Genomic DNA, 11,842 nt, shown 5'->3' on the forward strand with positions numbered 1-11,842 from the left:
AAAGCAGGCCTCGTCCGGGGTGAGATCATCGCCATTAGGCTTATAAGATGCTGCTTCAAGGTTTATCCGTAACGTGATGACGCGCGCTGCCACCGAACACTACCGACAGAGTTTTGACCGTCGCACCCCCGAGCAACTGCGCACCCTGTCGCACGTTAAGCGCTTCACGGAGCGGTTAGCCGGTGACGTGGAGTTCCGCAAGGCGCTTTCGGAGAACGTCGACGCCCCTCATACGGTAACAGAGCGCTACGGCATCGAAGTTGACCCAATGGAAATGTTGCCGCTCTGGCACGGAGACTACCAAAAATACCGATTCAAGCCGGAGTCTGCCCAGTGGCCGCTGGCTACGATGTGGGACGAGCATCTGCGCGAGATGTTGCGCCATCGCGACCTCCTGCGCGACGAAGGCGAAATGTCGACGATTAACCGTCGTTTCCATGCCTGGCGCGAGCGTCAAATCCGGCGCTGCAACGACGAATTGGGCGCATCATCGCTATCGGTCACGTACCCGATCATCGCCTTCGAGTTGAGCGAAGGCTGCACCGTTGGTTGCTGGTTCTGTGGCCTCTCTGCCGGCCGGTTCAAGGGCTATTACGACTACAGCAAAGAGCAGGCAGAGCGTTGGCGTGGCGTAGTTGGCGTCGCCAGCGAGGTGTTTGGTTCGGCAGCCCGTACTGGCTTCTGCTACTGGGCTACAGATCCTATGGACAACCCACACTACGATCGCTTTCTGTTCGACTACTATCGGATCACGGGCGCATTGCCGCAGACAACGACCGCTGCATCGCTTAAGGATCAGGCACTCACCAGGCGCGTGCTCAGACTGTTCAACCTGTATGGCACCACGCCGAATCGTTTCTCCGTGCTGAGCAAAGTCCATCTCAATCAGATTCATATGACGTTTTCGCCAGAGGAGCTGCTAGGGGTCGAACTCATCCCGCAGGGCAGGGAGGCGCCGACCGCAAAGGCTTTCGCCGGACGCGCGCGCGAGCGGAAGGGGAAGCTCAGGTCCGCCATCAAAGATGATGCAATCGCGTTGCTGGAACGCGATCATACCACGATCGCGTGTGTTTCCGGCTTCCTCGTAAATATGCAGCAGGGACGTTTGCAACTGGTGACGCCGGTACCGGCGAGCGAACGCTGGCCTCTCGGTTACCGCATCTTGGGTGAACGTTTCTTCAGGACGCCTGACGAGTTCCGGGAGGGGCTGCAGAGCATGATCGACCAGTATATGCTCGAGAGCCCAGCCCCCCACCTGCCGATCCGCTTCCGCAGAGACCTGCAATACAAAGCAGGGAACGGGTACTTCCAGCTCCGCGCCCGCAACATGGAACACCGGGTGCCCGACGACGTCGCTCCGATTTCTGTTGGCGATCTCATCGCGTTCGGCAACTGCACAGCGTCGGAGCTGGTTATGCGGGTCACAACTGACGGAACGAGCGTACTTGCAGTCGCTGACTTGCTCGATCAGCTATACGCGGCCGGGTTAATCGAAGACGACCTCGACGACCGCTTTGCCTGGCAGACCAGCAATCGGACGACGAGCCGCATCGAAGCTGCCAAATACGCGGGCTCCCGCACGGACGTAGATCATGCCCATTCGCACTGAGGTACTACGTCAGTATGGAGGAGCTGCGGCATCTTACCATCTCGCAGTGTGGACTGGGGTGGCAAGCCGTTTCGCATCCACCGTCCGCGGCTTCATGGCGCGCAGAACCGACGCGACCGCAGAACCTGTTCTTGGCGTGCCGAGCTCTCCTAGGCAGCTCGAACTCATTCGGTCTACCACCTGCCTGAGCTCCGCCGGATGGGCTTTGGTAGCTCCGCGCTGGACGCGACCGAAGGACTTCCGCGCTCGCGGGTTCGAGCGAAGTCCTCTTTTTTTGTACATCGGTGAGTACGACTGGAACGCTGCACGCTCTTCGTCAAGAGCGGCTCGACCCGACCTGATCCTTGGCGTGGCGCCGCTTAATGTCGGGAGCGAAGCGGTGTGTCGGCCCATTCACCGCTCGGCTCTAGCACCCTCCGCTGGACTAGCGCGTTCATGCTTTCCAGTCTCCAGGCAACGAACGTGACACGGAAACGTGGCTCGAAGCGCGCCGCCTATGGCATTCGCTGAATTAGTTGACTTCATGTTCACGGCTCCAATCACGGAGTCGCGCAGAAGTTCGCATTGCCGTCCAGCGCATGAGGCTGTGGCCGGGCGAACGCGCCTAGCCTACATCACCACAAATAATGTGGCATCACATGAGTATCGATGTGCCAATCGTCTTAGTCAACATGCCTATGTCGGCAGTCGAAAGACCGTCGTTGGCGCTTGGTCTGCTGAAGTCAGCGCTGACCCAGGCTGGGCTGCAAGCCACGATAGCATATCCCAACATCTGGTTTTTGGAATACATAGGCATTGCCGACTATGGGCCTCTTGAGAGTTGCCCGCCAGAGGAGGCGCTGGTTGATTGGCTGTTCGCCGGCGTTGCTTTTCCCGACTTCGAGCCTGAAGAAGGCGCCTTCCTGGACCTTTATTTCGAACGCAACCCGATACACGCGGGCAACTCTTTGGCCGAGCGTCGCGCGAATTTCCTCAGGCTGCGCTCGCTCATCGGCGGGTTTATTGATTGGACGGCTGACAAGATATTGGAGCAGCGGCCGGCCATAGTCGGGTGCAGCTCGACCTTCACCCAGCATGTTCCCTCGCTCGCGTTGCTGCGCCGACTGAGCGAGCGCTCACCGGATCTTGTCACTCTCATGGGGGGCGCAAACTGCGAGTCGGTAATGGGGCGGAGCACTCACATGCGTTTCCCATGGGTCGACTATGTCGTGTCGGGCGAGGCCGACTTACTGATCGGCCCGCTGTGTTGGGACATCCTTAATCGCGGCAGAGACATTCCGCCTCCTGACCTGCCATTTGGCGTTTTCGGTCCGGCGCATCGCGAGGCCGGTTATCCCACGGCGTCGACGCGCGACTTAGTGCCCCGCGCAGTGATCGAGAACATGTGTGACCTGCCGCTGCCGGATTTCTCGGACTATTTTGCCGAGCTCAACGCGTCGCTCTACGCCGACCGCATCCATGCCGGGCTGCCGATGGAGTTCTCTCGAGGCTGCTGGTGGGGCGAGCGGAGTCACTGCACGTTTTGTGGGCTGAACGGCGGATCGATGACCTATCGCCAGAAACCTGCGAGACAGGCCGCAGAGGAGATGATTGAGATGTCGGCGCGCTACGGTTCGTCGCGCATCGAAGCGGTGGACAATATTCTGGCCACTGACTACCTTAAAAAGGCGCTGCCTCGCCTCACCGCGCTACCCGAGAAGCTTGCGATCTTCTTTGAGGTCAAAGCCAACCTGAAACGCCACGAAGTGGAGAAGCTGGCTGCTGCCGGCGTCCGCTGGATCCAACCGGGTATTGAGAGCCTGGATTCCCGTGTTTTGAAGCTGATGCGCAAAGGAACGAGCTCAGCGCATAATGTCCAGCTCTTGAAGTGGTGCCGTCAGCACGGTGTGCGGGTCAGTTGGAGTTTGCTGTGGGGATTCCCCGGCGAGAGCGACGCATGGTATGCGGAAATGGCTCCTTTGCTACCGCTGCTGCATCATCTACAGCCGGGACCTGCGGTGCGTTTGCGGTACCAGCGCTACAGCCCCTATCACTACGCAGCCGAGAAACATGGATTGAAGCTGCGCCCGGCCGTCTCCTATCGCTACGTCTATCCGTTGTCGGAGCGCGATCTGGCGGATCAGGTCTACTACTTCGAAGACAGTGAAGACGACGATGTCGGCGGTCATTTCGCGGCGCGCGACGCTAATCGCCGCCCGGGGCTAAGCGCTGTCACCAAGGGTATCGATGCCTGGCTGAAAGCCTGGTACGAGCCGAAGTTGTCTATGCTGTCGATGCGGGACAGCGGCGACGAGATCATAGTCGAGGACACGCGAGCCATTGCGGTCGAGCGCGAACACCGGGTCAGGGGCCTCGAGCGGGAAATTCTTCTGGCTGCGGACGAAGGCTCGCCTGAAACCCGCCTGCGCGAACAGCTGAGCGGGACGAATGTAATGCAGGCCGAGATTGAGGCTGCGATAGCTGACATGATCGCTCGCAAATTGATTGTGCGGCTGGACGCGCGGCTGGTTGGGCTCGCGCTCTGGCATCCATATACGCCAATCCCTCCGATGACTGCGTTCCCTGGAGGCTATTTCGACCGACGTGCCGCGCCATTGGGTACCTCGCGTGAATGAGGAAAACTGCGGGGGGCACCTCGGAGGGAGACGCTTCTTCTGGGGCGCACGACGAGATGCCAAGTATGGCGGAGCGGAGATTTCGAACTTTTGGAAGTTTTGTCTCTTTATGTTCCTCCGGACTGGCAGCACGGCGAACAGTGGGCGCCGGAAGAGCTCAAGGAGGGAATGCGCTCGCACAACGTGTTTGCCAAGCGTGTCCGAGCCAAATTTGAACGCCGATTGACAGTTTTTGGAGTGCCCAGTTTTGTAACGATGTGGCGCACCAAACACGATGCGAACGTGTGACTTCCACCTTTGGGAAGGCAATGGTCTAGGCAGCCAATCGCGGAATGACTGTTTCCACCAATCGCAAAAACCGGGTAATACGAGCCCCCACGACCATCATTTCTTGCGAGACCCCGATTTCGAAAACACCCGTTCCATTTCGCCGGAATCGGGTGTTGCGTGTCCCCGCAACCAACGATTCTTGCGAAAGCAAGGCAACCAAAACCCCGGCCTCCGAAAGGACGTCGGGGTTTTTCTTGTTTGCGGCGAACCGCAGGATCGAGGCCAGGTCGCCCCGCAGGACGATCGCCAGTTCAGCCTTGTCGGGCACAAGTGTCACCTGATCGACCAACGTGCGGAAGATTTCCGCCGCCTCGGTCTTCCCATCCTCGGTCTTCCCATCCTCGTTCTGCAGGCTCTCATAGAACGCCGCGATCCGCTGACGGTAGATCTCCGCCATGTTCGGATGTAGGAGGGGTGGCGGCTCTTCCGCATTCGCAAGCTGGTCCTTCAGTACCGCCTTTCGGGCCTCGAGCCGCTTCATGTCCTCGACGATGGCTTCGATCGGACCGCCAGCCTTAATAGCAGTCAGCAGCTTTCCCAGTTCGCGTTCGATGCGCGGGAGCTCGTCTCGCATGGCAGCGAGGCCCGCTCCACGCTCAATCCGCAACCGATTAACCTCGCGGGTGAACTCGTCGCAGAATTCCTTGAATAGATCGGGCTCCATCAAGTGCGTCCGGAGGCCACTGAGCACCGAGGCTGCGAGAGCGTCTCGCCTGATATTCAGGCGGTTGTCGCATGTGCCTTTGTTCCGCGACGTCGCGCAGCCGAGCAGATCCTTAGAGATCATCGTATAGCCGCCACAGCCACGGATCGGGCTCAGCAAGTCCTCGCGCGTCCATACGCCCGGGCTCGTTCCGCGCATTCGCAGCAGAGCTCGTCGCGCAATCGCGCGCAGCATTCGGTTCGTCGGCTCTGGGGCACCCGCAGTAGGGAGCCGAGGATGTCGTTAATCTCCAAGTCCAAGAGACGCTCGGTGAGAACGCCCCAGATGCCGATCCGCCCCTCCGGTCCATGGGGTAGTGTCCCTGACAGGCTGGCCGGGAAAATCCGCTCTTCCGGCCATTCCTCCAAGCCGCGGACCAGCAGGTCGCGGGCCACGCCGGTGGCGTCGGCATTGGTAATCAGCAGATAGCGCGTGCCGGGATCGTCGAGGTGGTGTTTGGCCGGCCGACGGGTGGTACCGTGTTTGAGCAACGCGTCGAAGTCGGTGATTGACCAGGGACCGCTGTTGCGCAGCTTCACCTGCACGACGAGTTTGTAGCTGTCTGCGACGTTCGCGCTAGGTTGGACACGGCCAGGCGTCGTTGGTTCGAGCTCCGACTCCAGATCTTCCTCGTTGGCGGGTTCGAGCGTGATCCTCGTCGCCGATTTGGTGATCAACATCAACCGCAGAGCCGCCAACACCGAGACGGCGAGTTGGTACTCGTAGCCATCGAGTGCAGCCTTGGCCCCGCCTGCAGCAGATGGTGGAGGGAGCGCTGTCAAGCGTCGGCACTCATCGAAGGTCATCATCCAAGTATTGGAGCTGCTGGAGATGATTCATCATCGTTTCTTTCTTACAGGTGCTTATTGGCATCGGACATGCCAGAGGCATCGAGTGTCTTCAGCAACGCCGAGACGTTCCGTTGTCGTTTTTGAGCCCGCCTAGGCGGGGCTCTATGAGACCTCGTCAGGTTGTCTTCAGTTTTAGGGTGCTTCTCGGATACCGAAGGCGAGAAAAAAGTGTGAAACTCGAATGGTGCCGTGCGTGGGAGCCAGCGACGGATCTCGTTCGTGCTCAGTGTCGAAATCTGCGCCGTGAACATATTGGACGGCCTCGCTATCGGGTCGCCGCCGGAGGTAGGCTTAAGGCGCAATGCGGTTGCGAGGGCGGCGTCCTCCAGTGCTTCCCTGATCGGCGGGACCACATCCGGATCAAGAAGGACGCCCGCCATGGCGGCGACCGCTTGTCGGCGGCTGTAGATGCCTGTGACGAAACGACCGAGGCCTTGTTCGAGCAGATAATTCTTTTGCCGTCCCATGCGCTTGAACTCGAAGACGAGACGCATGCCTTGAGTGGTGTCGTTCCAGCCATAGACAATGTCGGTCCGCCGCTCCTGAATGAGCGCTCCAGTGCTCAGATAGATTTCCCCGATCACGTCGTCGGCTGATCGAGACCGCGCGCTCGCGCTTGCCATGGAGCAGCGGACGCGCGCGCTGCGGCTGTCGGAGCCGTTCTGCGACAAATCGCGCGAGCTCCCCGACGGAAGCTATGTCGGGTTGGTCGAGGCCGCCCGCGGTAGTCTCGGGCACTGGATGGCAGTGCGCGACGGCAAGATAGAGCGCTACCAGATCATCGCGCCGACCATCTGGAATTTCTCGCCGCGCGATTCCTTCGACGTCGGCGGCCCGCTGGAACGGGCGCTGGTCGGCACTGATGTCGGCGACGCCGGCCCGCGTGCGGTTGCGATCCAGCATCGTGCGCTCGTTCGATCCCTGCATGGTGTGCACCGCGCATTGCCCGGAAACTTCTGCAAATCGAATTGTTTCCTCTCCTCGTGTTGGCAGCGTCCTCGCGTACCGTTCATGAAAGTGGTTCAAATTCGCAACGTTATGGAATCTCTCCACTTTTGAAATCTCTCCAGGCTGTTGGCCTGCTTCTTGCTACCCTTTGCGTCATCGAAAAGTCAAAGCCGAAGACGGGAGCACTCATGGGCGCGGCGACGGAAACGTTTTACAGCGTGATCAGGCGGCAAGGCATCACGCGTCGGTGCTTTCATAAATTCTGCAGCCTGACGGCGACGAGCCTCGGCCTCGGACCGCTGGCGGCGAGCCGCATCGCGAACGCGCTCGAGACTAAGCCGCGCGTGCCCGTGATCTGGATGCACGGCCTCGAATGCACCTGCTGTTCGGAGAGCTTCATCCGCTCCGCGCACCCGCTGGTCAAGGATGCGGTGCTGTCGATGATCTCGCTCGACTACGACGACACCATCATGGCGGCTGCGGGTCACCAGGCCGAAGCCATCCTCGAGGAGACCCGCGCCAAGCACAAAGGCCAGTATATCCTCGCGGTGGAAGGCAATCCGCCGCTGAACGAAGGCGGAATGTTCTGCATCGATGGCGGCAAGCCGTTCGTCGAGAAGCTGAAGATGATGGCCGAGGACGCGATGGCAATCATCGCCTGGGGCGCCTGCGCCTCCTGGGGCTGCGTGCAGGCGGCAAAGCCCAATCCGACACAGGCAACTCCGATCGACAAGGTGATCACCAACAAGCCCATCATCAAGGTGCCGGGATGCCCCCCGATCGCCGAGGTGATGACCGGCGTCGTCACCTTCATCACCACCTTCGGCAAGCTGCCCGAGCTCGATCGCCAGGGCCGACCGAAGATGTTCTACTCGCAGCGCATTCATGACAAGTGCTACCGGCGCCCGCATTTCGACGCGGGGCAGTTCGTCGAGGAGTGGGACGACGAGGCCGCGCGCAAGGGCTATTGCCTCTACAAGATGGGCTGCAAGGGGCCGACCACCTACAACGCCTGCTCGACCGTGCGCTGGAACGACGGCGTCTCCTTCCCGATCCAGTCGGGTCATGGCTGCATCGGATGCTCAGAGGACGGCTTCTGGGACAAGGGCTCATTTTACGACCGCCTCACCAACATCAAGCAGTTCGGCATCGAGAAGAATGCCGATCAGATCGGCATGGCGGCAGCCGGCGCCGTCGGCGCGGCGGTCGCGGCGCATGCCGCGGTGACGGCGGCGAAGCGCCTCGCCAACAAGCGCGACGATGCGAACCAAGATCACTAATCGAGTTCAGGGAGATAGCGATGGGCATCCAGACACCCAATGGGTTCAAGCTCGACAATTCCGGCAAGCGCATCGTCGTCGATCCGGTCACCCGCATCGAAGGTCACATGCGGGTCGAGGTCAACGTCGATTCCGACAACATCATCCGTAACGCCGTATCGACCGGCACGATGTGGCGCGGCATCGAGGTGATCCTCAAGAACCGCGATCCGCGCGACGCCTGGGCGTTTACCGAACGGATTTGCGGCGTCTGCACCGGCACGCACGCGCTGACTTCGGTCCGCGCGGTCGAGAATGCACTTGGGATCACAATTCCGGAGAATGCCAACTCGATCCGCAATCTGATGCAGCTCGCGCTGCAGGTGCACGACCATGTCGTTCACTTCTATCACCTGCACGCGCTGGATTGGGTCGACGTGGTCTCCGCGCTCTCGGCCGATCCGCGGGCGACCTCGACGCTGGCGCAGTCGATCTCGAGCTGGCCGCTGTCGTCACCCGGCTATTTCAAGGATCTGCAGACCCGTCTCAAGAAGTTCGTCGAGTCGGGGCAGCTCGGTCCGTTCAAGAACGGGTATTGGGGAAGCAAAGCCTACAGGCTACCGCCCGAGGCCAATCTGATGGCGGTGGCGCATTATCTGGAGGCGCTCGATTTCCAGAAGGAGATCGTCAAGATTCACACCATCTTCGGCGGCAAGAACCCGCATCCTAACTGGCTCGTCGGCGGCGTGCCCTGTCCGATCAATGTCGACGGCACCGGCGCTGTCGGCGCCATCAACATGGAACGGCTGAACCTGATCTCCTCGATCATCGACCGTCTGATCGAGTTCAACGAAATGGTCTATCTCCCCGATGTGGCGGCGATCGGCTCATTCTACAAGGATTGGCTCTATGGCGGCGGCCTTTCGAGCCAGAGCGTGCTCTCGTATGGTGATGTGCCAGAACATGCCAACGACTATTCCGCCAAGAGCCTGAAGCTGCCGCGCGGCGCCATTATCAACGGCAACCTGTCCGAGGTGCTTCCGGTCGACCACGCCAATCCCGACGAGATCCAGGAGTTCGTGGTGCACTCCTGGTACAAATATCCCGACGAGACCAAGGGACTTCATCCCTGGGACGGCGTCACCGAGCCGAATTACGTGCTGGGACCCAACGCGAAGGGCACCAAGACGGCGATCGAGCAGCTCGACGAAGGCGGCAAGTACTCCTGGATCAAGGCGCCGCGCTGGCGCGGTCACGCCATGGAGGTCGGCCCGCTGGCGCGCTGGGTCGTCGGCTACGCGCAGAACAAGGCGGAGTTCAAGGATCCCGTCGACAAGTTCCTTCGGGATCTGAACCTGCCGATGTCGGCGTTGTTCTCGACGCTCGGCCGCACGGCGGCGCGTGCGCTCGAATCCGTCTGGGCCGGACGCCAGATGCGCTACTTCCAGGACAAGCTCGTCGCCAACATCAAGGCCGGCGACAGCTCGACCGCCAATGTCGACAAGTGGAAGCCGGAGAGCTGGCCGAAGGAGGCCAAGGGAGTCGGCTTCACCGAGGCGCCGCGCGGCGCGCTCGCGCACTGGGTCAAGATCAAGGACACCAAGATCGACAACTACCAGTGCGTGGTGCCGACGACTTGGAACGGCTCGCCGCGCGACCCCAAGGGAAATATTGGCGCCTTCGAGGCGTCGCTGATGAACACGCCGATGGTCAATCCCGAGCAGCCGCTGGAGATCCTGCGCACCATCCATTCCTTCGATCCGTGCTTGGCCTGTTCGACGCACGTCATGAGCCCGGACGGCCAGGAGCTCGCCAAGGTCAAGGTCAGGTAGGAGAGGATCATGATGGATGCAGCTGCCTCGGACGCCGGGCCCGACCTCGCGGCGATCGCAGCCGATGCTTCCGGAGAACGTGCGGTGGGTCGTCCCAGCGTCTATGTCTACGAAGCGCCGGTACGGATCTGTCACTGGGTGAACGCGTTCTCGATTATCGTGCTTATGGTGACCGGCTATCTGATCGGAACGCCGTTGCCGACGGTCGCGGGCGAGGCGTCCGACAATTTCGTGATGGGCTACATCCGCTTCGCCCATTTCGCCGCGGGGCAGGTGCTCGCGGTATTCTTCCTCACGCGCATCCTGTGGGCTTTCGTCGGCAACCACCACTCTCGGCAGATCTTCTACATCCCGGTTCACCGCAAGCAGTTCTGGGAGGAAGTGCTGCACGAAATCCGCTGGTACGCGTTCCTGGAGCGCGAGCCCAAGATGTATGTCGGCCATAATCCTCTGGCGCAGATTGCGATGTTCACGGGATTCACGCTGTTCGTGGCCTTCATGATCATCACCGGGTTTGCGCTCTATTCGGAAGGCACCGGCATCGATAGCTGGCAGCATAAGCTGTTCGGCTGGGTGTTTGCGATCTGGCCGAACAGCCAGGACGTGCACACCTGGCATCATCTCGGCATGTGGGCGCTGGTCGTGTTCGTGATGGTGCACATCTACACCGCGATCCGCGAAGACATCATGTCGCGCCAGAGCATCATCTCCTCGATGATCTCGGGCGAACGGCAATTCCGCGACTGAAACGGGAACGCCAAGTGAAGCCGACATTCTCGCAAGACGATCGCATCCTGGTGCTCGGCATCGGCAATATCCTGTGGGCCGATGAAGGGTTCGGCGTCCGGGCGGTGGAGGAATTCCACCGCCGCTACGCCGTACCCGACAATGTCACCATTCTCGATGGCGGCACGCAGGGGCTCTATCTCGTCAACTATCTGGAAGAGGCGGACCGCCTGATCGTGTTCGACGCGATCGACTATGGCCTCGAGCCCGGCCAGTTGAAGCTTGTGCGTGACGACGAGGTGCCGCGTTTCACCGGCGCCAAGAAGATGAGCCTGCACCAGACCGGCTTCCAGGAAGTCATCAGCGCGGCCGACCTGCTCGGCCGCTGCCCGAAACATCTGGTGCTGATCGGCTGCCAGCCGCTCGATCTCGAAGACTGGGGCGGGCCGCTGACGCCGCCGGTGCGCGACCAGATCGCGCCCGCGATCAATCTCGCTTGCGCCATCCTGGCCGAATGGGGCCTCACGGTGAGCCAACGCGCCGAGCCATTGGCAGATATCGAGCGGCTGCTCGCCAATGACATCGATCATCTCCATTACGAGACGCGGCCGGCCTGATCGGCCACACTGCCGGAGATTCGCCCATGTGCCTCGGCCTGCCCATGACAATTGTCGAGACCGACGGGATCTCGGCGCTGTGCGCGTATCGCGGCGAGCAGCGCCCCGTCTCTGTGCTGCTGCTCTCGAATCCTCCGGTCGGCGCCAAGGTGCTGGTCTATATCGACACCGCGATCCGGCTGCTGGACGAGGACGAGGCACGCCTGATCGCGAATGCGATCGAAGGTCTCAGCGCGGCGCTCGACGGCGAGGATTGCGACCGCTTCTTCGCCGACCTCATCGACCGCGAGCCGCAACTACCCGAGCACCTGCGGTCCGACTAGGATCGCCGCTGCTTCTCCCGTTTGATGCG

10 protein-coding genes and 1 pseudogene are annotated in these 11,842 nt (G+C 60.9%); 8 read left to right on the forward strand and 3 right to left on the reverse strand.

What is annotated here, in order from left to right; genetic code table 11:
• The first annotated feature begins 76 nt into the window (after positions 1–76).
• Positions 77–1,609 carry a radical SAM family RiPP maturation amino acid epimerase gene (locus ABIC03_RS26190; RefSeq protein ID WP_354062260.1) on the forward strand — a complete coding sequence of 511 codons (1,533 nt, stop codon included), beginning with the start codon at positions 77–79 and terminating at the stop codon, positions 1,607–1,609.
• Between the two features lie 638 nt (positions 1,610–2,247).
• Positions 2,248–4,224: a RiPP maturation radical SAM C-methyltransferase gene (locus tag ABIC03_RS26195; RefSeq protein ID WP_354062262.1), complete on the forward strand. Its 1,977-nt coding sequence runs from the start codon at positions 2,248–2,250 to the stop codon at positions 4,222–4,224.
• Positions 4,225–4,537: 313 nt separating this feature from the next.
• Here the strand turns inward: ABIC03_RS26195 and ABIC03_RS26200 are convergent, their stop codons facing one another.
• From ABIC03_RS26200 to ABIC03_RS26210, 3 genes are read right to left on the reverse strand one after another with little or no spacing between them, the layout of a single operon-like run.
• The gene (locus ABIC03_RS26200) at positions 4,538–5,377 is read right to left on the reverse strand and encodes a hypothetical protein (RefSeq protein ID WP_354062264.1); all 840 of its coding nucleotides are present in this window, start codon (positions 5,375–5,377) and stop codon (positions 4,538–4,540) included.
• Positions 5,371–6,066: a hypothetical protein gene (locus tag ABIC03_RS26205; RefSeq protein WP_354062266.1), complete on the reverse strand. Its 696-nt coding sequence runs from the start codon at positions 6,064–6,066 to the stop codon at positions 5,371–5,373. Before ABIC03_RS26205 ends, ABIC03_RS26200 begins: the two co-directional genes overlap by 7 nt.
• A gap of 44 nt (positions 6,067–6,110) precedes the next feature.
• Positions 6,111–6,692 carry a hypothetical protein gene (locus tag ABIC03_RS26210; RefSeq protein WP_502917345.1) on the reverse strand — a complete coding sequence of 194 codons (582 nt, stop codon included), beginning with the start codon at positions 6,690–6,692 and terminating at the stop codon, positions 6,111–6,113.
• Positions 6,693–6,697: 5 nt separating this feature from the next.
• Between ABIC03_RS26210 and ABIC03_RS26215 the strand changes: the two are divergent.
• From ABIC03_RS26215 to ABIC03_RS26240, 6 genes and pseudogenes are all read left to right on the forward strand, one after another.
• Positions 6,698–7,051, forward strand: a pseudogene (locus ABIC03_RS26215) (nickel-dependent hydrogenase large subunit); the annotation flags it as partial.
• Positions 7,052–7,244: 193 nt separating this feature from the next.
• Positions 7,245–8,336, forward strand: coding sequence for a hydrogenase small subunit (locus ABIC03_RS26220; RefSeq protein ID WP_354062270.1), 1,092 nt, complete (start codon positions 7,245–7,247; stop codon positions 8,334–8,336).
• Positions 8,337–8,356: 20 nt separating this feature from the next.
• Complete coding sequence (locus ABIC03_RS26225) at positions 8,357–10,147, forward strand: nickel-dependent hydrogenase large subunit (RefSeq protein WP_354062272.1); 1,791 nt, start codon at positions 8,357–8,359, stop codon at positions 10,145–10,147.
• Between the two features lie 9 nt (positions 10,148–10,156).
• Positions 10,157–10,894, forward strand: a complete 738-nt coding sequence (gene cybH, locus ABIC03_RS26230) for a Ni/Fe-hydrogenase, b-type cytochrome subunit (protein ID WP_354062274.1) — start codon at positions 10,157–10,159, stop codon at positions 10,892–10,894.
• Positions 10,895–10,908: 14 nt separating this feature from the next.
• A complete protein-coding gene (locus ABIC03_RS26235) occupies positions 10,909–11,490 on the forward strand; it encodes a HyaD/HybD family hydrogenase maturation endopeptidase (protein ID WP_148744601.1) in 582 nt (193 codons plus the stop codon).
• Between the two features lie 26 nt (positions 11,491–11,516).
• The gene (locus ABIC03_RS26240) at positions 11,517–11,813 is read left to right on the forward strand and encodes a HypC/HybG/HupF family hydrogenase formation chaperone (RefSeq protein ID WP_148744597.1); all 297 of its coding nucleotides are present in this window, start codon (positions 11,517–11,519) and stop codon (positions 11,811–11,813) included.
• The last annotated feature ends 29 nt before the right edge of the window (positions 11,814–11,842 follow it).

Origin of the sequence: Bradyrhizobium sp. RT6a (assembly GCF_040547675.1) — a bacterium.
Taxonomy (GTDB): Bacteria; Pseudomonadota; Alphaproteobacteria; order Rhizobiales; family Xanthobacteraceae; genus Bradyrhizobium.

Bases quoted from the DNA above. Each gene is read 5' to 3' on its own strand.
- ABIC03_RS26190 (WP_354062260.1), top strand. From the start codon at position 77: ATGACGCGCGCTGCCACCGAACACTACCGACAGAGTTTTGACCGTCGC.
- ABIC03_RS26195 (WP_354062262.1), top strand. From the start codon at position 2,248: ATGAGTATCGATGTGCCAATCGTCTTAGTCAACATGCCTATGTCGGCA.
- ABIC03_RS26205 (WP_354062266.1), bottom strand. From the start codon at position 6,066: ATGATGACCTTCGATGAGTGCCGACGCTTGACAGCGCTCCCTCCACCA.
- ABIC03_RS26220 (WP_354062270.1), top strand. From the start codon at position 7,245: ATGGGCGCGGCGACGGAAACGTTTTACAGCGTGATCAGGCGGCAAGGC.
- ABIC03_RS26225 (WP_354062272.1), top strand. From the start codon at position 8,357: ATGGGCATCCAGACACCCAATGGGTTCAAGCTCGACAATTCCGGCAAG.
- cybH (WP_354062274.1), top strand. From the start codon at position 10,157: ATGATGGATGCAGCTGCCTCGGACGCCGGGCCCGACCTCGCGGCGATC.
- ABIC03_RS26240 (WP_148744597.1), top strand. From the start codon at position 11,517: ATGTGCCTCGGCCTGCCCATGACAATTGTCGAGACCGACGGGATCTCG.